A 20,163-nucleotide genomic window follows, 5' to 3' on the forward strand; every position below is an offset into this window, starting at 1 on the left:
CTGGACTTATGCGTGTTTTAGCGGCAATGAGTGGCGGAGTCGATTCGGCGGTCGCCGCTGCGCGAGCGGTGGACGCGGGGCACGAGGTGGTCGGAGTTCATCTTGCGCTGTCGCGGGCTGGCGGGACTCTGCGCACCGGGAGCCGCGGATGCTGCACAGTGGAAGACGCGATGGATGCCAGGCGTGTGTCCGACAAGATCGGCATTCCGTTCTACGTGTGGGATTTCTCCGAGCGTTTCCGTGACGATGTCATCGATGATTTCGTGAATGAGTACCGGGCGGGACGCACGCCTAATCCCTGTATGCGGTGCAACGAGAAGATCAAGTTCGCGGCGCTCCTTGAGCGTGCGCTGGAGCTCGGTTTCGACGCGGTCTGCACGGGACACTACGCAACGCTCGTTGAGGGCGAGCGCGGCCTTGAGCTGCACAGGTCGAGTGAACAGGCGAAGGACCAGTCGTATGTGCTGGGCGTTCTGACAGCTGATCAGCTCGCGCACACGTACTTCCCCCTCGGAGAGACACCGTCGAAAGACCTGGTTCGGGCGGAAGCCGCCGAGCGGGGGCTGACCGTTGCCAAGAAGCCGGACAGCTACGACATCTGCTTCATTCCCGACGGTGACACGCGCGGCTACCTCGCTGAGAAGATGGGCGCCGAGCCCGGTGCGATCGTCGATCGTTCGGGAGAGGTCGTCGGTTCCCACGACGGTGCTCACGCCTTCACGGTCGGGCAACGACGTGGTCTGAAGCTGGGCGTTCCGGCGCCGGATGGAAAGCCACGATTCGTGCTTGAGGTCCGACCCGTGAATAACGAGGTCGTTGTCGGGCCGAAAGAAGCGCTGGCGGTCTCCCTGATCGCGGGCGGACGATTCTCCTGGGCAGGAGCTGCGCCCGAAAGCCCCGATGAGGAGTTCCGTTGCGAGGTGCAGATCCGCGCCCACGCTGACCCTGTTCCCGCACGCTGCATCGTGGCGGATAACGAGATGATCGTGACGCCGGATGAGCCGCTGGAAGGCGTCGCAACCGGGCAGACCGCCGTCATTTACATTGGAACTCGCGTTCTCGGACAGTGCACGATCGATCGTACGGAGAGTGCGGTTCCCGCGACGGCATGACGGGTGAATGTCAGGGGTCGAATCTAGACTTGCTCCCGTGACAGACGCTCCTGACGCCCCTGATCTCCGTCTCGACGAGGCCCGTGCTGAGGCCGACGCGCTCACGGAGCGCATCGACGCGGCGCGGGAAGCCTATTACGGGCAGGACGTCTCTCGTGTCGATGATGAAACCTATGACCGCTGGCTCGCGCGTCTGTCCCATCTCGAGGCCATCTTCCCGGTGCTCGCCAGCCAAGACTCACCAACGCAGACGGTGGGAGGGGCCGAGCAAACCGGCCTCGACACCATTACTCACGCCGAGCGCATGCTCAGTCTTGACAACGTGTTCTCCCCGGAAGAGCTGCGGGCCTGGTGTGCACACGCCAGCGCCGCCGCGGGCCGGGATGTGCGGTGGCTGACGGAGCTCAAGATCGACGGGCTGGCGATCAACCTTCGCTACGAGCGGGGCGTTCTCACCTCCGCAGCCACCCGTGGTGACGGACACGTTGGCGAGCTCGTCACCGAGAACGCCCTGCGCATTTCGGGCATCCCTCGTCGCCTCGCCGGCAACGGGCACCCCGAAATCGTTGAGGTCCGTGGCGAGGTTTTCATTCCCGTCGAGCAGTTCCACGAGCTCAACGCGCTCCAAGCGGCGCTCCGCGAGCGCGCGTTCGTCGAATCACGCGAGCGCTTCGATCGCGTCCGCTCCGCGGCCAAGAAGTCGTTCGATGAGGATAAGGCTCGGCTCTCGGCCGAGCGGCGTTTTCCTGCCTTTGCCAACCCCCGCAACGCGGCATCCGGTGGCTTGCGGCAGCAACTTGAGAAGAAGGATGGCTTAGAACGCGAGGCGGGAGAGGCGCGGGTTCGTTCTCTGCGTCTCTACGTGCACGGGATCGGTGCATGGCAGAACCCGCCGGTGGCCTCCCAGAGCGAGGTGTATAGCCTCCTGTCGGAGTGGGGGCTGCCCACGAGCCCGCACTACCGCGTCTGCGAGGACGAGGAACACGTTCTGTCCTTCGTTGCGCACTTCGGTGAGAATCGCCATGCCGTTGAACACGAGCTCGACGGAATCGTCGTCAAGGTCGATGAACTGGCTCTTCACGATGAGCTCGGCGCCACCAGCCGCGCACCACGATGGGCGATCGCCTACAAGTACCCTCCCGAGGAAGTGCAAACCCGCCTCCTTGACATCCAGGTGGGCGTCGGACGAACGGGTCGTGCAACGCCGTATGCCGTGATGGAGCCCAAGCTCGTTGCCGGGAGCGTTGTCTCGCGCGCAACGCTGCACAATCGCGACGTTGTTGTCGACAAGGGCGTTCTGATCGGGGACATGGTCGTGCTGCGCAAAGCGGGCGACGTCATTCCGGAAATTCTCGGTCCCGTCGCCGAGCTGCGCGACGGAACGGAGCGCGCGTTCGTGATGCCAGCCTCCTGCCCCGAGTGCGGAACGACGCTTCGTCCGATGAAAGATGGCGATATCGATCTCCGCTGTCCCAACGGAAAAGACTGCCCGGCACAGGTCAGGGGACGAGTCGAACACATCGGTTCTCGGGGGGCTCTCGATATTGAGGCGCTCGGTGAGGTCACGGCAGCAGCGCTCACCCAGCCCGCGCGATCAACCGCAACGGGAGCTGAACTCGGGCCGGTTCTCCGAACGGAAGCGGGTCTGTTCGATCTCACGCTGGAACAGCTTGTGCCGATTGAGGTCGTCGTTCGCGACCCCGAAACGGGCGAAGACCGCGTCAACGACAAAACCGGCGAGCCCGTTCGTCGTGCTCCGTTCCAGCGCGTCGAGCTGGTTTACCCTCCTGGCTGGGAGAGCGCCACGCCGTCGGAACGGCGAAAGGCGGGAATCCGCAAGGATCACCAGATCGTCCATCCGTCCGCGCAAGCGATCAAACTGCTCGAGGAACTCGAGAAAGCAAAGTCGAAAGAGCTGTGGCGCCAGATCGTGTCGCTCAACATCCGTCACGTTGGGCCGGTTGCCGCGCGCGCTGTTGCCGATCACTTTGGTTCGCTCGATGCGATTGTCTCGGCGAGCGTCGAAGAGGTTGCGGCTGTTGACGGCGTTGGCGAGATCATCGCGCGCTCACTTCTCGAGTGGTTCGATGTCGACTGGCACCGCGACATCGTTGCGTCGTGGCGCGATGCCGGCGTGACGTTTCTGACCGAGGGGCACCCTGGCCCCGGCCAAGCAACGTCAGCGGGTGGCGTCCTCGACGGACTCACGGTGGTCGCGACCGGTTCCCTTGACGGCTTTACCCGGGACGGAGCGAAAGAGGCCATTATTCGTGCCGGTGGTAAAGCGGCCGGAAGCGTCAGTAAGAAGACGGATTTCGTGGCGGCGGGACCGGGGGCTGGCTCAAAGCTGGCGAAGGCCGAAGACCTCGGCATCCCCGTTCTGAACGCAGAACAGTTTCGCGTTCTGGTCACCGAGGGGCCACACGCGCTGGAAGGCGCGGGCACGACCCCATAACGTTGAACGCTGCGGCTTGCGTACCTGGAAAAAACCTGTGTAGCGTGATGAGGTCCCGCGGGAATGCCGCGGGCCAGACCACATGCCCCATGGTGGCGGACGTCGACTTCGGTCGATGGCGCCGAATTGGCGCTCGTTGCCCGCCGGGGCGGAGGACCATACCTAAAGATGTCGCCACAAACTTATTTCATCATCGCACTCGTTGCGTATTTCGTGGCCATGATCGGAATCGGCGTTTACGCGACGCTGAAGACGAAGAACCACGAGGACTACATGCTCGGCGGGCGTCGCCTGCCGCCCGCCGTGGCCGCCCTGAGTGCCGGCGCGTCGGACATGTCCGGCTGGCTCGTGATGGGCCTGCCCGGTGCTCTCTACGCCACGGGCCTGATCGAGGCATGGATCGCGATCGGTCTCACGATCGGCGCCTACCTCAACTGGAAGCTCGTCGCCCCGCGCCTGCGTGCCTACTCCGAAGTGTCGAAGAACTCCATCACCGTTCCGAGCTTCCTCGAGAACCGCACGCGCGACAACTCCCACGTCCTCCGCATCGTCGCGGGCGTCGTCATCCTGGTGTTCTTCACGCTGTACGTCTCGAGCGGAATGGTCGCCGGAGGCAAGTACTTCGAGAGCGCGTTTAACGGTGACTACCTCACCGGAATGTTGTTGGTCGGTGGCGTCACGCTGCTGTACACGCTCTTCGGCGGATTCCTCGGTGCGACCTACACCGACTTCGTGCAGGGCCTCATGATTTTCGCGGCGCTACTGATCGTGCCCGTTCTGGCGATCATCTCGATCGGCGATCTGGCTCTGGTCGCCGAGGGCATCACCACGGTTGGCGCCGGAAACCTCGACTGGTTCGGCGGCGGACTGACGGCTGTCACAATTCTGGGCATTATCTCCTCGCTCGCGTGGGGACTGGGATACTTCGGTCAGCCGCACATCATCGTCCGCTTTATGGCACTGCGCAGTGCTCGCGACGCAAAGGTGGCCCGCCGCATTGGGATGGGCTGGATGATCCTCTCGCTCCTCGGCGGTGTGTGCACGGGTCTGATCGGTATCGCCTGGTTCCACATCAAGGGGATCGACCTTCCCGACGCCGAAACAGTGGTTCTCGTGCTCGCGCAGAACCTCATGCACCCCCTGATCGCCGGCCTCGTGCTTGCGGCGGTGCTTGCGGCGATCATGTCGACGATTTCGAGCCAGCTCATCGTGTCGTCGTCCGCTCTCATCGAGGACGTCGCGCGCCTCGTGTTCAAGCAGCGCATCAAGGAGTCGGTGCTGGTGTGGCTCGGCCGTGCCGCCGTGCTCCTGACAGCGGGCATCGCGATTCTGATCGCGCTGGACTCGGACGCGACCGTTCTGGAGCTCGTCGGATTCGCGTGGGCCGGATTCGGCGCCGCGTTCGGACCGCTTGTGATCCTCGCGCTGTTCTGGCGCAAGCTGACGAACATCGGTGCCATCGTTGGCCTGATCGCAGGCGCTGCGACAGCGTGGATCTGGGGCAAGATGCTCTCTGGCGGAATCTTCGATCTCTACGAGATCGTTCCCGGGTTCCTCATCAACCTGTTGCTTGCGGTTGTTGTGAGCTTGGCGACATACAAGCCCGACACGCAGGATGACCAGGACATCCAGAAGGAGTTCACCGACACGGGTTCGATCGTGATCGAGGCTCTTCAGAAGAAGACGAGCTAACACAGCTCCCGCAGTAAATGAGCCGCCCCCGACCGGGTTCCGGTCGGGGGCGGCTCTGTCATCGGGCATGGTGAGCGTAGATGACGCGGTCGGGTGCTCATGACCCGCTCCGTAGACTGGGCACGTGACAACTGAGAACGACGGCTTCGTGTTTGCCCCGCCCCGCCCCTGGGTGTCCTCCTACGCTGACGGCGTTCCCCACGACCTCGCACCGATTTCCGGGTCGCTGATGGATTTGGTCGCGGATTCTGCTGCGGAGCATCCTGACGCCCCCGCGCTGGAGTTCTTCGGACGCGTGACGACCTACGCGGAACTGATCGATGCGATCGAACGAGCGGCGAACGGCCTTCGTCAGCGTGGTGTGAAGAAGGGGGACACCGTTGCCATCGTCCTTCCGAACTGCTCGCAGCACATCATCGCGTTCTACGCGGTTTTGCGGCTCGGTGCGATCGTCGTTGAACACAACCCGCTCTATACCCCGCGGGAGCTCCGAAAGCAGTTCGAGGACCACGGTGCGCGGCATGCGATCGTCTGGAGCAAGGTTGCCAGCACGATCCAAGACTTCCCGGATGATCTGGTCGTTGAGAATCTCATCGCTGTCGACGTGACGAAGGGCATGCCTGCTGCAATGCAGGTGGCGCTGAAGCTTCCGTTTCGGAAACTCGTCGATCTGCGGGACCAGCTCACCGAGGACGTCGTTGGTGGAGTCTCGTGGGAAGCTGTTGTCTCGTCTGAGCCGTTGGGCTCGGACGTTGCCTCGCCCGACACCGATGACATCGCCGTGATCCAGTACACCAGCGGCACAACGGGTACCCCGAAGGGGGCGAGTCTGACGCACCGCAACCTGCTCGCGAACGCCATGCAGGCACGCGCCTGGATTCCGCAAGTGACGCGGGGGGAGGGAACGGTGTTCTACGCGGTTTTGCCGATGTTCCACGCGTATGGGCTGACGCTCTGTCTGACTTTCGCGATGTCGCAGGCAGCACGATTGGTGTTGTTCCCGAAGTTCGACCCCGACATGGTCCTGAAGGCGACGAAGAAGCGTCCGGCAACGGTGCTTCCCCTCGTGCCTCCCATCGCGGACCGGCTCATGCGCCGAGCCCAGGAGAAAGGGATGTCGATTGCCGGAACGGGGATCGGCGTGTCTGGCGCAATGGCATTGGACGATGCGCTCGTGACGCCGTGGGAGCAACTCACCGGCGGCATTCTCGTCGAGGGATACGGACTGTCCGAATGTTCACCGGTTCTCATGGTGAACCCCGTCTCCGACAAGCGCCGAGCCGGATCGATTGGCCTTCCCGTTCCGGGAACGGAAGTTCGCGTGGTCGACCCTGAGGAGCCCACGCGCGATGTGGGCGTGGGGCAACCCGGTGAGCTTCTCGTGCGCGGGCCCCAGGTGTTTTCGGGGTACTACGGTCGACCGGAAGAGACGGAGCAGGTGTTCGTCGACGGTTGGTTCCGCACGGGCGACGTTGTCGAAATGGACGATGAGGGCTTCTTCACGGTTGTTGATCGGATCAAGGAACTCATCATCACCGGTGGTTTCAATGTGGCGCCCACCGAGGTGGAAATGGCGCTCCGACAGCACCCCGCGATCGCGGACGCCGCCGTTGTTGGCCTGCCATCACCGGATGGGGAGGAAGTCGTTGCGGCTGTTGTTCTCGACGGGAGTCCCGCTTTCGACCCGGAGGAAGTGCGCGGGTTCGTCAAGCAGGTGCTGACGCCGTACAAGGCGCCGCGCAGGCTCTTCATTGTCGATGAGCTTCCGAAATCGATGATTGGCAAGGTGCTACGGCGTCAGGTGAAAGAGCAACTTCTCGCGCGCGACGCGTCGTGATAGTTCGATAGCACGGCCGCGTCAGGGCCTCAGGACTCCCCGAAGGAAAACGGCGCAAGCACGTCTCGGATTTCCGCCAGATCGGCAGGGGAGAGCCCCGTAGCCTTCATTACCTCGCCCGGCACGTCCAGCGCGCGGGTGCGCAGGGCGCGTCCCTCCTCTGTCAGCGTGATGTCGAGGCGCCGTTCGTCCTCCGCGCGCCGCTCTCGGAGAACGAGTCCTTGTGCTTCGAGCCGCTTGACGAGCGGGGATGCCGTCGCGGGTTCGAGCGCGAGGGCCGTGGCGAGTTCGCTCAGGGACCGCGGCGACGCCTCCCAGAGCGCGAGCATCACCAAGTACTGCGGGTGGGTGAGGCCGAGTGGTTCGAGAATTGGCCGATACACCGTCACGATACGGCGGGCCGCTGTCACGATCGCGAAGCAGAGTTGATTGTCCAGTTTGAGGAGATCGTCTCTCGGGTCCGTCACGCTGCCAGTGTATCGCGCGCTGATAATTAGTACACTAAGGGTTATGGAGCAGAAGAAATCCCTGAGGGAGCGGATCCGTGACGAGGGCGGGTTCTATCGGTGGTTCAATGCCGCCTTGATACGCATTGGGGGACCCGCCCAGGTGGGGCCCTATGGTCCGAGCGAGCCGCCGCCGTGTGGAAAATGTGGTGAGGGCAAGAGCTCTCACCGGGAAGTGGCCGGTCAATTGCGATGCCCCAGCTGAGGGCAACGCTCGTTTCCACACGGTTCTGATGGTGCCCCGGACTAGGATGAGGGGGTGTCTGAAATCACCCCTGATCTTGTGCGCCATCTCGGCGTGCTCGCCCGGATCCAGCTGTCGGAAGAGGAAGTGACCAGCCTTACCGGAGAGCTCGACGCGATCGTGTCGAGCATCGCCAAGGTAAGCGAGGTTGCTACCGCTGATGTCGCCGCGACGAGCCACCCGATTCCCCTGCAGAACGTCTTCCGCGAGGACGTTCCTGGCGACATGCTCACGATTGAGCAGACGCTGATGAACGCGCCGGACGCTGAGGACAACAGGTTCCGCGTCTCGGCGATCCTGGGGGAGGAGCAGTAATGAGCGATATCATCCGGCTGACCGCGGCGGAACTCGCCGCCAAGCTCGCCACCCGCGAGGTTTCGAGCGCAGAAGCCACGCAGGCGCACATCGACCGCATCGCCGATGTGGACAGTAGCGTCAATGCCTTCCTTCACGTGAGTGATCACGCCGTGGCCGAAGCGACGAAGATCGATGAACGTCGTGCGGCGGGCGAGGTGCTTCATGAACTCGCGGGCGTTCCCGTCGCCGTGAAAGACGTTCTGGTCACAACCGACATGCCGTCAACCTCGGGCTCGAAAATTCTCGAGGGCTACATGTCGCCCTACGACGCCACCGTCGTGAAGAAGGCGCGCGCGGCCGGTCTGATCCCGCTGGGCAAGACCAACATGGACGAGTTCGCCATGGGGTCATCCACCGAGCATTCGGCCTACGGTCCGACGCGTAACCCGTGGGACCTCGACCGGATTCCCGGCGGATCGGGCGGCGGTTCGGCTGCCGCCGTCGCTGCGTTCGAGGCGCCGCTGGCCTTCGGCTCGGACACGGGCGGTTCTATTCGTCAGCCTGCGCACGTCACCGGAACAGTGGGCCTGAAGCCGACGTATGGCGGCGTGAGCCGCTACGGTGCGATCGCTTTGGCCTCAAGCCTCGACCAGATCGGGCCCGTTGCCCGCACGGTTCTTGACGCGGGGCTGTTTCATGATGTGATCGCGGGGCACGACCCGCACGATGCAACATCGCTGACAAACAACTGGCCCTCGTTCGCTCAGGCTGCGCGCGAGGGGGCAACCGGAGAGGTCCTCAATGGTCTAAAGGTGGGCGTTGTGCGGGAGCTTCCCGATGCCGCGTTCCAGCCCGGCGTGGCCGAGTCATTCCATCAGTCGCTCGCGATCCTGGAGCAGCAGGGGGCGGAAATCGTTGAGATCAGCGCTCCGCACTTCGAATACGCCGTTGCTGCGTACTACCTGATTTTGCCGGCGGAAGCATCGAGCAACCTCGCCAAGTTCGACTCCGTGCGCTTCGGTCTTCGCGCCGACGTGCCCGGAACCGTCGAAGACGTGATGGCCGCAACGCGCGACGCGGGCTTCGGCCCCGAGGTCAAGCGACGCATCATCCTCGGCACATACGCGCTGTCCGCCGGCTACTACGACGCCTACTATGGCAGCGCGCAAAAGGTCCGTACGCTGATCCAGCGGGACTTCGCTTCCGCGTTTGCATCGGTGGACGTTATCGCCACCCCGTCGGCGCCAACAACGGCGTTCAAGCTGGGCGAGAAGCTGTCTGATCCGCTCGCGATGTACGCAAACGACCTCACGACGATCCCGGCGAACCTCGCGGGTGTGCCCGGAATCTCTCTCCCGTCGGGTCTCGCGTCCGACGACGGATTGCCGGTGGGTATCCAGTTCCTGGCACCCGCGTACGAAGACGCCCGCCTGTACCGGGTCGGCGCGGCACTCGAGACGATTCTTGTTGACTCCTGGGGCGGTCCGCTCCTCGATCAGGCTCCGGTTCTCCAGGGAGGGGCACGCTGATGTCTGCTGCGAAGCTCATGGACTATGACAAGGCACTCGAGCTCTTCGAGCCGGTCATCGGCCTCGAGGTGCACGTTGAGTTGAACACACGGACGAAGATGTTCTCGTCCGCTGGCAACCCCGCGAACGAAGAGTTTCATGCGGCAGCGCCCAACACGCTGATCGCGCCCGTCGACCTCGGCCTTCCGGGCTCGATGCCGGTGGTCAACCGTGAAGCCGTTCTCTCGTCGATCAGCCTGGGCCTTGCCCTTGGCTGTTCGATCGCACCCGCGAGCCGCTTCGCGCGAAAAAACTACTTCTACCCCGACCTGGGCAAGAATTACCAGATCAGCCAGTACGACGAGCCCATTGCGTTCGAGGGTGCTGTGGAGGTCGAGCTCGAGGACGGTGAGATCATCACGGTTCCCATTGAGCGCGCTCACATGGAAGAAGACGCCGGAAAGCTCACACACGTTGGCGGCTCAGCGGGACGCATCCAGGGTGCGTCGAGTTCTCTGGTCGACTACAACCGTGCCGGCGTTCCGCTCGTAGAAATCGTGACGAAGCCGATCTTCGGAACCGAGCACCGTGCGCCGGAGATCGCGAAGGCGTACCTCGGAACGATTAGGGACATTGCGCGCTCGTTGGGCATTAGTGAAGCGCGCATGGAGCGCGGCAACATCCGCTGTGATGCGAACGTCTCGCTGCGTCCCCGTGGCGCAGAGAAGCTCGGCACGCGCACCGAGACGAAGAACGTCAACTCGATGCGCTCCGTCGAGCGTGCCGTGCGCTACGAGATCCGCCGTCAGGCAGTGATTTTGTCCGAGGGAGGCACGATCACCCAGGAGACGCGTCACTGGCACGAAGACACGGGTGAGACATCGCCCGGTCGCCCGAAGAGCGATGCGGACGACTATCGCTACTTCCCGGAGCCTGACCTGCTCCCGGTTGCTCCGAGCAACGAGTTGATCGAGAGTCTTCGCGCGAAGCTGCCGGAGGGGCCCGCCGCTAAGCGTCGGCGTTTGAAGGGCGAGTGGGGATTCACGGACCTGGAGTTCCAGGACGTTGCAAACGGTGGGCTCGTCGATGCCGTTGAGGCGACGATTGCCGCTGGTGCGACGCCCGCTGCCGCGCGGAAGTGGTGGACGGGTGAAATCGCTCGAACGGCAAATGCACAGGGCCGCGAGGCGGCCGACCTCGTCAGCGCCGAGCACGTCGCGGCGTTGCAGAAGCTCGTTGACGAAGGCACGCTGACTGACAAGCTTGCTCGTCAGGTTCTCGAGGGCGTTATCGCCGGCGAGGGCACGCCGCAGGATGTTATCGATGCGCGCGGACTTGCCGTTGTTTCGGACGACGGTGCCCTCATCGCGGCGATCGACGAGGCGCTGCAGTCGCAGCCCGATGTCATGGCGAAGATCCAGGCAGGCAAGGTGCAGGCGGCGGGTGCAATCATCGGTGCCGTCATGAAGGCGATGAAGGGTCAGGCGGACGCGGCCCGGGTCCGTGAGCTGATCCTCGAGCGCGCGGGGGCATGATCATCGCCGTGCCTCGTCTCGCGCCGGGTCGGGGCACGGCGTGTGCTTCTGCGCGGCGGTGCTCGCTGTGAAAAGGCTCACGCAGGCCATTTCTGGTGCAGTGCTCGGAGTACTCGTTCTCGGCGGATGCGCCGCGAGTGCCGAGAATCCGATTGCCGTTCCGAGCCCTTCTGCCGCGTCTTTGTCGCCGGCGCCGGCGCCCGCTCCGTCCGTGTCGCCGTCTCCCGCTCCGTCCTTGTCCCCGGAATCCTCTCCTGCTGCGGATCTGGTCGCTCAGATGACGCTCCGGGAGCGAGCTGCTTCCATCGTGATGGGCGCTGTGGAGGGAACCAATGCCGGTTTCCTCGCGGACTACGTCGCGGACGTGCCCGGCGGGATGATTCTCATGGGAGGGAACATCCCTGGAAGTGATGCGCAGATGCGTGAAATCACGGCGGCGATGAGCGCCGTTGCCGCGCCGCCTCCTCTGATCGCGATCGATCAGGAGGGCGGTGATGTTGCGCGGCTCCCGTGGGACAACTTCGCTTCGGCGTTGACGCTGAAGAACGCCAGCTCCGAAGAGACCGAGTCCGCGTTCGCGGGGCGGGCGGCTCTTCTTGCCGCGTCCGGTATTTCTGTGAACTTCGGCGTTGTTGCGGACGTTCCGCGGGGTGAGGGTTCGTTCATCTATCGCCGTTCATACGGAACGGATCCGGAGACCGTCGCCGCGCACGTGTCTGCCGCCGTCGCGGGTGAGAGCGGCATCGTCGCGACCACGCTGAAGCATTTCCCCGGGCATGGTGCGGCGGAAGGGGATTCGCATCACCTGATTCCGGAAACCGATCTGACGTACGAGGAATGGCGCGCGGGGGATGCGGTTCCCTTCGCCGCCGGGATCGATGCCGGAGCCGAGTTGGTGATGACGGGGCACCTGCGGTTTACCGCTGTTGCGGACGAGCCGGCGTCACTGGCGCCCGAGTGGTACCGCATCCTGCGTGAGGATCTGGGGTTCGAGGGCGTCGCGATCACGGATGACTTAGGCATGCTGTTGGCGTCAGGGGAGCCAGACCTCGCCGATCCTGTCGCCAACGGGGTACGCGCGGTTGCTGCTGGAGCCGATGTGGTGCTGATGATCGCCGGTTCGACGCGTGAGACCGCGTCGGAGATGATCGACGGCATCGTCGTTGCCGTCGAGAACGGAGACCTTTCGGAGGCGCGCGTGGAGGAAGCGGCGACGCGAGTGCTTGCTTTGCGCGCATCTGCGGGGGTCGGGAGCCACTAACCCACACAGTCGTGTGACGGTGCATCAGCTGTTGTGGGAGGCGCTGCCAACGGCGCTCGGAGCGTTCACCGTTGTCATGTTTGTCACGACTTCGCTTTTCGCGTTGACAAGTGGGGAGCGAAACAGTCAAACTACATTTTGCAACGTTGCCTACAACGATGTAGAGGCCGGGCTAATGGCCAAGGGCTGGACATAGCTGTCCCGTACCCGAGAGGAAAACAGCAACCATGAAGTCACGCATCATCGCCACGATCGGCGCCGTCGCGGTCGCCGGAGCCACCCTGACCGCTTGCGGCGGCGCAGGAACGTCCGCACAGGGAGAAAACGAGATCACGTTCATGTTCCGCGGCAACGACGCTGAACAGGCGGCATACGAAGCTGCTATCGCCGAGTTCGAGGAACTTCACGACGCCAAGGTCAATATCATCATGACCACGCCCGACGAATACGCGACCAAGCTTCGCGCGTCGATCAGCGGACGTCAGATTCCCGATGTCTTCTACGTCGACCCCGGAAGCGTGCAGAACTACGTTCGCGCCGGCGTTATCCGCGACATTTCGGAATCGGTCGAGGCGGATGTCGACCTGGACAATGTCTGGGCATACGGCGTTGACAGCTACCGTTTCGACGGCGAGCTGATGGGCCAGGGCGCGCTGTACGCGATGCCCAAGGACATCGGACCTTTCTCGTTCGGCTACAACCGCACGATGTTCGAAGAGGCGGGTATCCCGCTCCCGGACACGGATGTTCCCTACACGTGGGACGAGTTCATCGATGTCGCAAAGGAGCTCACGCGGGACACGAACGGCGATGGCAAGACGGACCAGTGGGGCACCGGGCTGAATGTCGCCTGGAACCTGCAGTCATTCGTCTGGTCCAACGGCGGGGACTGGCTCAACGAGGACCGTACCGAAGTCACCGTTGACAGCCCCGAGTTCATCGAGGCGCTCCAGTACTTCGCGGACATGAGCATCGTGCACGACGTCACCCCGTCGAAGAGCGAAGCCGATACCCTCGACACCTACCAGCGCTGGATGCAGGGCCAGATCGGTTTCTTCCCCGTCGGCCCGTGGGATGTTCCGACCTACGAACAGCTCGATTTCGACTGGGACCTGATCCCGTATCCCGCAGGCAAGACCGGCGAAACCGCAACCTGGGTGGGTTCGCTCGGAATTGCGGTCAGCGAGACCGCAAACAACCCGGAACTCGCCACGCAGCTCGCGATTCACCTCAGCACCGATGAGACCGCGCAGCAGTCGCTTGTCGACGCCGGTGTGCAGATTCCGAACCTCCTTGACATGGCAGACGTGTGGTCGACCTCGTCGACCCTTCCGCCGGACAACAAGAAGGAATTCCTCGACGTCGCGACCCAGTACGGTCGCGCGCTGCCCCCGGCAACCACCTCGGACGCTGAGTGGTACGACGAACTGTGGCGCAACATCGACCCCGTGCTCGATGGCGACATGACAGCGGAGGAGTACCTCACCGACGTCAAGCCGCGCATGCAGGAGCTTCTTGACCGCGCGAACGCCGAAGCCAACAACGGTTGATCTTGGTGGTGGGGGTCCCTTTGGCGCCCCCACCACCCGCAGCACCTCTGGAGGTGACATGGCGATAATGACTCCCGCGGCCCTGCAAGCTCCCGCGGCCCCACCCACCCCCGCCACACGCCGCTCGCGACTTCACCGTCGCGAGCATATGGCCGCGGCCGCGTTTATCGCGTTGCCCGTGATCGGGTTCGTGCTCTTTATCGGGTACCCGATGTTGTACGCGGTGTATGCGTCGTTCACACGATGGAACGGCCTCTCGGATCCGCAGTTCATTGGCCTGGACAACTTCGTCGCGATGGCGAATGACCGGTATTTCTGGCAAGCGATGGGCAACACCCTCTACATGATGATCGGCATTCCGATCGGCCTGTTGCTGTCGCTTGTCCTCGCACTCGCACTCAACAGAAAGATGCGGGGAACGACGTTCTTCCGCACTGTGTACTACGTTCCCGTTATTTCCTCCCTGGCCGCTGTCGCGATCCTCTGGCAATGGGCATACAACGGTGATTTCGGCCTCGTGAACCAGACACTGGCGATCTTCGGCATCGAGGGCCCGAACTGGCTCCAAGACGCGTCGACGGCCAAGCCCGCCATCATCATCATGTCGGTATGGAAGGGCCTCGGATTCGCGATGCTGCTGTATCTCGCAGCTCTGCAGTCGGTTCCCCGCCACCTTTATGAAGCGGCATCGATCGATGGTGCGAACCCGGTGAGTCAGTTCTGGCACATCACGGTGCCGATGCTCCGCCCCGTGACGTTCTTCCTCGTCGTGACGAGCATCATCGGCGGATCCCAGATCTTCATCGAGATCAACATCATGACACCTGAGGGTGGACCAGAGTTCTCGACCGCATCCATCGTTTGGTACATCTGGCAGAAGGCCTTCCAGTACTCGCAGATGGGGTACGCAACAGCCATGTCGGTCGTTCTTGGAATTCTGGTGTTCGTCGTGACGGCGATCCAGTTCCGGATGAACCGACGGTCCGAGTTCTCGATTGAGTGAGGCAACAATGAGCACAACAACGCAGAACACCGTGACCGTCGTTGTTCCCGGACCCGACAGTGGGGGCCCGCGACGGCCAACTCGGAGCATATTGACCCAGAATGGTCGACGCCCCTTCGCTCCCGTCGGAAACCGCAAGCGAACAACGCGCATCACCAATGCGATCGTGACGATCTTCCTGTCGCTTGGCGGCATCGTGATGATCGCCCCACTCCTGTGGACGCTGAGCACCGCGGTGAAAACGCGAGAAGCCGTTTTCTCACTTCCGCCGCAGTGGATTCCTGATCCGATCGTGTGGGAGAACTTCATCCGCGTGTGGAGCGCGGGCCCCCTCGCCACCGGCATCATGAACAGCGCGATCGTCTCGATCAGCGTCACCGTTGTCGGAACGGTGAGCTCCGCGCTGGCGGCATTCGCCTTCGCGAAGCTTCGTCTTCCTTTTAAAAACGCGATCTTCTTGACGTTGCTCGCGGCGATCATGGTCCCGTTCCCCACGATTATGCTCCCGCAGTTCAAGATGTTCGCCGACGCGGGCCTCGTTGATACGCTCTGGCCGCTGATCTTGCCCGGCATCTTCGGAAACATCGTGATGGTGTTCTTCCTGAAGCAGTACCTCAATTCAGTTCCGGACTCGATCATTGAGGCGGCGAAAATTGACGGCGCAGGGTACTCTCGGATTTTCTTTACGCTGATCTTCCCGGCCATTCGTCCGGCGATCGCTGCGCAGTTCATCCTCTGGTTCATGGCGGTGTGGAACGACTATCTGGCCCCGATCATCTACCTGAACTCGCCCGAGAAGCAGACGTTGCAGATCGTCATCGGCACGTTCAACACTCAGTACGCGATTCAGACGGACTATCCGCTGATCATGACGGCGTCGACGATTGCCCTCATTCCGGTTCTCGTCGTGTTCATCATCTTCCAGCGCCAGATCATCGAGTCCATCGCACTCACGGGCGCGAAGGGCTGACATGCAAAAGATGACGGCAGATCCGACAACGTGGGGACTGCGCAACGCACACGACCCGACCGTCGTGCGCGACGATGACGGAACGTGGTACATGTTCTCGACCGATGCGGCGTCGACGGGGCCCGGGTTCCCCTCCGGGGTGCACGTTCGCACATCGCCCGACCTCGTCGAGTGGTCGTTCCTGGGGACGGCCCTCGACGGAGTGCCGGGACCGGCCGCCGAATGGTCGGGCGCAGAGGGGCTCTGGGCTCCCGACGTTGTGCGATGGCCCTGTGCCGATGGTGCGCTGTGGCACATGTACTATTCGGCATCGACCTTCGGTTCACGCACATCAGCGATCGGTCTCGCAACCGCGACGAGTCTGGGAGGTCCGTGGACCGACCAGGGGATCGTCGTTGCCACCCAGCATGATTCGGACGATCACAACGCGATCGATGCCGCTATTGTCTTCGATCGCGACGGAACACCGTGGATGGCCTATGGGTCCTTCTTCGGCGGGATCTATATCGCCGAGTTGTCCCGCGAGACAGGCTTGCGCGTCGGCCCCGGCCCCGGCACCCTCATTGCGAAGCGTCCGCGCAGCGTCGATGGCGCCGTCGAAGGTGCGTATATCGTCTACCGGGCAGAAGAAGACAGGTTCGTCCTCTTCGCCTCCTACGATTCGCTTGCCGACACCTATAGCGTGCGCGTGGCGGCGGCTGATCACGTGACCGGTCCGTATCTCGATCACGAGGGACGATCGATCGCTGTCGTCGGAACACGTGCGGAGGCGGAGGCTGCCGGGACGAAAATTCTTGGCGGGCACCGGCTCCCCGGGGCAGCGGCGCTGATTGCTCCCGGGCACAACTCGGTGTTCGAACACGCGGGAAGTTCCTTCATGGTGCACCACGTGAGGCTCGCGGATGATCCGCGCCAGCATGAGGCCCAGATTCGTCGCATTCACTGGACGGCATCCGGATGGCCCCTCGTCTCGCCCTACGTCTACGCCGGTGCGGAGTCTGAGGCCTTGGCCGCGCCAGAATCCGTTGCGGGTTCGTGGAGCGCGTTGCGTTTCTCACCGGAAGATGCGGGCGTTCGAGATGTGGAAGCCGTGCACGTGGATTCCGATATGCGATCGGACGGAACTCCGGTGTGTGCAACACTTCGCGTGAGCACGGCAACAGGGTCGAATATCCTCGACGGTGTCGTGTTCGGCAGCTGGGATCCCGCAACCGCGGGTCCCGTCCTCGCCTTCAGCGGAATCGACGAATCTGGTGTCGTCTGGTGGGGAACTCGGGTTCCTCAGGGAGGAGCGTTCGCACGATGACGGCAGGATGGGCAGAGAAGACGATGGCGATGCTCGACGTCGTCATCCGGCTCGTTGCCGTCAACCTGCTTTTTATCGGCGGAGTCCTGCTGGGCCTTGTCGTCGCCGGCATCATGCCGGCGACGACGGCCGCCTGTGCGGTGGTCGTCCGTTCCGGACGTGACCACGGGGTGTTCCATACGTTTACTTCCGTGTATCGCCGTGAGTTCGTTCGCGCGAACGTGACGGGTCTACCCCTCGGCATCGCCGCTGTCCTCGTCGCCTTCAACGCCGTCACGATCCCGGGAATTGTCGGGCCGATCGGCGCCGCTCTCCTGGTCTTCACGATTGCTGCCGCGCTCGTGACCATCGCCGTTTTTGCCATCGTGGTCACGCTGCTTGTTCGCTATGACGACCGGCCGATGGCCGTACTTCGGTACGGGCTTCTTCTGGCACTCACCTCGCCGCTGATGAGCGTCGCCATCGTGGCGACCGTCGTCGCAGCCGCAGCGATTGGCATGATTGCCCCCGTGCTGTTGCCGCTAGTCGGCCTCTCGGTTCCGCTGATGTTCGCGTGCCGCGTTGTGGATGCCCGTCTCGCCCGAATCGATGCGGGCCACCCCGCGGCGACGACCCCCTAAGGCGCCTCCGTTTCGCTCGCGGTTCGCGTTCGGCAGGTCGGAGCGGATACGCCCCGTCTCGGGCGAGAATGGTTGTATGGGGCGCCAAGACGGTTCGGGCAGACTCGTGTCAGCGCAGAACACCGATGACACGGGAGCGTCGATTCTGCACGTCGACATGGACGCCTTCTATGCGGCTGTTGAGGTGCTTGACGACCCGGCGCTGGCCGGTAAACCCGTGGTTATCGCTCACCGGGACGGGCGCTCGGTGGTGTCGAGCGCCTCGTACGAGGCCCGCCGATATGGTGTGCGGTCCGCGATGCCGATCGCGCAGGCGCTTCGTGCATGCCCGGCAGCGATCGTCGTCCCTCCGCGCTTCGAGCGGTATCGCGAGATTTCTGCTCGTGTCATGGAAGTCTTTCGGGGAATCACTCCATTCGTGGAACCGCTGTCGATTGACGAGGCTTTTCTCGACGTATCGGGTGTTCGGCGGCTCTGGGGGAGCCCCGCGCGCGTCGCCCAGTTGATTCGCGAGCAAGTTGGTGCCGAGGTGGGCATCACGTGCAGTGTCGGCGCTGCTGCCACGAAACACGTCGCGAAGATGGCGTCGACGCTGTCAAAGCCGAATGGCCTTCTTGTTGTCCCCGCGGCGCGAACACAGGAGTTTCTCGATCCGCGCCCGGCGGGGGCGATGTGGGGAGTCGGACCGAAGGCTGCCGAGACGCTCGCCTCCCGGGGGATCCACACGATCCGAGATGTCCGGGAGACTCCTCTTGCTGTTCTCACCCGTGCTCTCGGACCGACGCAGGCCAGCCGCATTCTCGACCTTGCGTGTGGGCGGGACGCCCGTCAGATTGAAACCTCCCGGGTCGAGAAGAGTATCTCCCATGAGGAAACGTTCGATGAGGACATCTCTGACACCATGCTTTTGCGCGCTGAGCTGCTCCGCCTGTCCGATCGCGTTGCCGTGAGGCTCCGTCACGCCGGTGTTGAGGCCCACGGCGTCGCGATCAAAGTGCGCCTGAGTGACTTCACCACGATGACGCGGTCGCGCAAGCTTGCGGAGCCGACCGACGTCGGCCAACGTCTGGGAACGGCGGCGCGGGAACTGTTCGACGGAGTGGAACTTCGCGGGGCCGTTCGCCTCATCGGCGTGCGCGCAGAACGGCTTACGCCCGCCGGTATGTCCGCCGCAGCCCTGTGGGACGACGACGGCGAGTGGCGGCAGGTGGACGGAGCGCTGGATCGAGCCAGTGAACGATTCGGCGTCGGAGCAGTCACGCGCGCCGCATTCTTAACCCGTCAGCGGCGCGCCCGTCACCTTCCGGCGCACACGCGACCACCCGAGACAAGTGACTGACGCGGTACGGTGGACGCATGCCTCATATCGCGATCGAACTCGGCAAGATCACCAGCACACTCGGCGTGAAAGCGAGCTACGGCGAGCAGCAGGATCTCGACGGCGTCAAGGTTCTCCCCGTTGCGGCAGCCTGGAGCGGCTTCGGCGGCGGGGCGGATTCGACAGGAAATGAAGGGGGTGGCGGTGGCGGATTTTCCGTTCCCGTTGGCGCGTACGTGCGTCGTGGGTCAGAGTTCCGTTTCGCCCCGAACATCATCACGCTCCTGCTCGTGCTGACGCCGTTCGTCTGTGTATCGGGCAGCGCGCTGGGCCACGTCATCAAATGCCTCAAGAAGAAGCGCTAGCACGACACCACCGAACGGCCGCTCCGGATGACGTCCTGGAGGCGGCCGTTCGGCTTGTGCACGGGGCCCGAACCGTAGTGATCGACGGCAGAAGCGGGGCCGGAAAGACAACCCTGGCCCGGATGCTCGCCGGCCGTCTCAACGCGCGACTTGTCTCCCTCGACGAGATCTACCCGGGCTGGGATGGTCTCTCATATGCGACAGAGGAGGCCGCGAGGCTCGTGCGGTTGCACGCAGCGGGGGAGCGGGCAACCTATCGTCGCTGGGACTGGACCCGAGACGAGTGGGGAGAAGAAGCGGCAGTCATCGACGAGACGATACCGCTGATCGTCGAGGGCTGCGGTGCACTCACCGCGGCGTCGGCTTCCGCTGCCGACGCGTCCATCTGGATGGACGAGGATCCTGCTGTGCGTCGCCAAAGGGCCTGTGATCGCGATGGCGACGCGATGCGGTCCCAGTGGGACCGGTGGGCGGCGCAGGAATCAGCCCACATCGCCGCGCACAATCCCGCGGGGCTCGCGGACATGCGGATCGACCCGGCGCTCTCTTCCGATCTCGCGCCTGAGTAGGCGCCACCCGGAAGA

17 protein-coding genes are annotated in these 20,163 nt (G+C 63.5%); 16 read left to right on the forward strand and 1 reads right to left on the reverse strand.

The annotated features are described in order from the left end of the window. The first annotated feature begins 8 nt into the window (after positions 1-8). The 4 genes from mnmA (at position 9) to G6N81_RS01270 (ending at position 7,096) form a co-directional block, all read left to right on the forward strand. Positions 9-1,112, forward strand: coding sequence for a tRNA 2-thiouridine(34) synthase MnmA (gene mnmA, locus G6N81_RS01255; protein WP_165132039.1), 1,104 nt, complete (start codon positions 9-11; stop codon positions 1,110-1,112). Between the two features lie 37 nt (positions 1,113-1,149). Next, on the forward strand, positions 1,150-3,567 hold the full coding sequence (gene ligA / locus G6N81_RS01260; protein WP_165132042.1) for an NAD-dependent DNA ligase LigA: 2,418 nt from the start codon (positions 1,150-1,152) through the stop codon (positions 3,565-3,567). A 168-nt stretch (positions 3,568-3,735) separates the two neighbouring features. Continuing rightward, on the forward strand, positions 3,736-5,259 hold the full coding sequence (gene putP, locus G6N81_RS01265; RefSeq protein WP_165132045.1) for a sodium/proline symporter PutP: 1,524 nt from the start codon (positions 3,736-3,738) through the stop codon (positions 5,257-5,259). 124 nt (positions 5,260-5,383) lie between these two features. Next, positions 5,384-7,096, forward strand: a complete 1,713-nt coding sequence (locus tag G6N81_RS01270) for a long-chain-fatty-acid--CoA ligase (RefSeq protein WP_241245015.1) — start codon at positions 5,384-5,386, stop codon at positions 7,094-7,096. 29 nt (positions 7,097-7,125) lie between these two features. On the opposite strand, the gene G6N81_RS01275 is transcribed toward G6N81_RS01270, so the two are convergent. Continuing rightward, the gene (locus tag G6N81_RS01275) at positions 7,126-7,563 is read right to left on the reverse strand and encodes a MarR family winged helix-turn-helix transcriptional regulator (protein WP_165132048.1); all 438 of its coding nucleotides are present in this window, start codon (positions 7,561-7,563) and stop codon (positions 7,126-7,128) included. A 298-nt stretch (positions 7,564-7,861) separates the two neighbouring features. Between G6N81_RS01275 and gatC the strand changes: the two genes are divergently transcribed. The 12 genes from gatC (at position 7,862) to G6N81_RS01335 (ending at position 20,148) form a co-directional block, all read left to right on the forward strand. Continuing rightward, on the forward strand, positions 7,862-8,161 hold the full coding sequence (gene gatC, locus G6N81_RS01280) for an Asp-tRNA(Asn)/Glu-tRNA(Gln) amidotransferase subunit GatC (protein WP_165132051.1): 300 nt from the start codon (positions 7,862-7,864) through the stop codon (positions 8,159-8,161). Continuing rightward, on the forward strand, positions 8,161-9,672 hold the full coding sequence (gatA, locus tag G6N81_RS01285) for an Asp-tRNA(Asn)/Glu-tRNA(Gln) amidotransferase subunit GatA (RefSeq protein WP_165132054.1): 1,512 nt from the start codon (positions 8,161-8,163) through the stop codon (positions 9,670-9,672). The genes gatC and gatA overlap by 1 nt, the downstream gene beginning before the upstream one ends. Next, positions 9,672-11,186 (forward strand): Asp-tRNA(Asn)/Glu-tRNA(Gln) amidotransferase subunit GatB, encoded by a 1,515-nt coding sequence (gatB, locus tag G6N81_RS01290; RefSeq protein ID WP_165132057.1) that lies wholly within the window; start codon positions 9,672-9,674, stop codon positions 11,184-11,186. The genes gatA and gatB overlap by 1 nt, the downstream gene beginning before the upstream one ends. 277 nt (positions 11,187-11,463) lie before the next feature. Next, positions 11,464-12,447 carry a glycoside hydrolase family 3 protein gene (locus tag G6N81_RS01295; RefSeq protein ID WP_206527885.1) on the forward strand — a complete coding sequence of 328 codons (984 nt, stop codon included), beginning with the start codon at positions 11,464-11,466 and terminating at the stop codon, positions 12,445-12,447. Between the two features lie 227 nt (positions 12,448-12,674). Beyond that, on the forward strand, positions 12,675-13,997 hold the full coding sequence (locus G6N81_RS01300) for an ABC transporter substrate-binding protein (protein WP_165132063.1): 1,323 nt from the start codon (positions 12,675-12,677) through the stop codon (positions 13,995-13,997). 58 nt (positions 13,998-14,055) lie between these two features. Continuing rightward, positions 14,056-15,000: a carbohydrate ABC transporter permease gene (locus G6N81_RS01305; protein ID WP_206527886.1), complete on the forward strand. Its 945-nt coding sequence runs from the start codon at positions 14,056-14,058 to the stop codon at positions 14,998-15,000. 7 nt (positions 15,001-15,007) lie between these two features. Next, complete coding sequence (locus G6N81_RS01310; RefSeq protein ID WP_165132066.1) at positions 15,008-15,970, forward strand: carbohydrate ABC transporter permease; 963 nt, start codon at positions 15,008-15,010, stop codon at positions 15,968-15,970. A gap of 1 nt (position 15,971) precedes the next feature. Beyond that, positions 15,972-17,276 (forward strand): arabinan endo-1,5-alpha-L-arabinosidase, encoded by a 1,305-nt coding sequence (locus tag G6N81_RS01315; RefSeq protein WP_165132069.1) that lies wholly within the window; start codon positions 15,972-15,974, stop codon positions 17,274-17,276. Next, positions 17,273-17,896 carry a YesL family protein gene (locus tag G6N81_RS01320; RefSeq protein ID WP_165132072.1) on the forward strand — a complete coding sequence of 208 codons (624 nt, stop codon included), beginning with the start codon at positions 17,273-17,275 and terminating at the stop codon, positions 17,894-17,896. Before G6N81_RS01315 ends, G6N81_RS01320 begins: the two co-directional genes overlap by 4 nt. Before the next feature lie 76 nt (positions 17,897-17,972). Continuing rightward, positions 17,973-19,235, forward strand: a complete 1,263-nt coding sequence (gene dinB / locus G6N81_RS01325) for a DNA polymerase IV (RefSeq protein ID WP_165132075.1) — start codon at positions 17,973-17,975, stop codon at positions 19,233-19,235. A 17-nt stretch (positions 19,236-19,252) separates the two neighbouring features. Next, positions 19,253-19,579, forward strand: coding sequence for a hypothetical protein (locus G6N81_RS01330; RefSeq protein ID WP_165132077.1), 327 nt, complete (start codon positions 19,253-19,255; stop codon positions 19,577-19,579). Positions 19,580-19,701: 122 nt separating this feature from the next. Continuing rightward, positions 19,702-20,148: a nucleoside/nucleotide kinase family protein gene (locus tag G6N81_RS01335; RefSeq protein WP_241245016.1), complete on the forward strand. Its 447-nt coding sequence runs from the start codon at positions 19,702-19,704 to the stop codon at positions 20,146-20,148. Positions 20,149-20,163: the final 15 nt, after the last annotated feature.

Source organism: Microbacterium amylolyticum (assembly GCF_011046975.1).
Taxonomy (GTDB): domain Bacteria; phylum Actinomycetota; class Actinomycetes; order Actinomycetales; family Microbacteriaceae; genus Microbacterium; species Microbacterium amylolyticum.

Coding starts and splice junctions, on each gene's coding strand:
- mnmA (WP_165132039.1), top strand. CDS start 9: ATGCGTGTTTTAGCGGCAATGAGTGGCGGAGTCGATTCGGCGGTCGCC.
- putP (WP_165132045.1), top strand. CDS start 3,736: ATGTCGCCACAAACTTATTTCATCATCGCACTCGTTGCGTATTTCGTG.
- gatA (WP_165132054.1), top strand. CDS start 8,161: ATGAGCGATATCATCCGGCTGACCGCGGCGGAACTCGCCGCCAAGCTC.
- gatB (WP_165132057.1), top strand. CDS start 9,672: ATGTCTGCTGCGAAGCTCATGGACTATGACAAGGCACTCGAGCTCTTC.
- G6N81_RS01295 (WP_206527885.1), top strand. CDS start 11,464: ATGACGCTCCGGGAGCGAGCTGCTTCCATCGTGATGGGCGCTGTGGAG.
- G6N81_RS01300 (WP_165132063.1), top strand. CDS start 12,675: ATGAAGTCACGCATCATCGCCACGATCGGCGCCGTCGCGGTCGCCGGA.
- G6N81_RS01305 (WP_206527886.1), top strand. CDS start 14,056: ATGGCGATAATGACTCCCGCGGCCCTGCAAGCTCCCGCGGCCCCACCC.
- G6N81_RS01310 (WP_165132066.1), top strand. CDS start 15,008: ATGAGCACAACAACGCAGAACACCGTGACCGTCGTTGTTCCCGGACCC.
- G6N81_RS01315 (WP_165132069.1), top strand. CDS start 15,972: ATGCAAAAGATGACGGCAGATCCGACAACGTGGGGACTGCGCAACGCA.
- G6N81_RS01320 (WP_165132072.1), top strand. CDS start 17,273: ATGACGGCAGGATGGGCAGAGAAGACGATGGCGATGCTCGACGTCGTC.
- dinB (WP_165132075.1), top strand. CDS start 17,973: ATGGGGCGCCAAGACGGTTCGGGCAGACTCGTGTCAGCGCAGAACACC.
- G6N81_RS01330 (WP_165132077.1), top strand. CDS start 19,253: ATGCCTCATATCGCGATCGAACTCGGCAAGATCACCAGCACACTCGGC.
- G6N81_RS01335 (WP_241245016.1), top strand. CDS start 19,702: ATGCTCGCCGGCCGTCTCAACGCGCGACTTGTCTCCCTCGACGAGATC.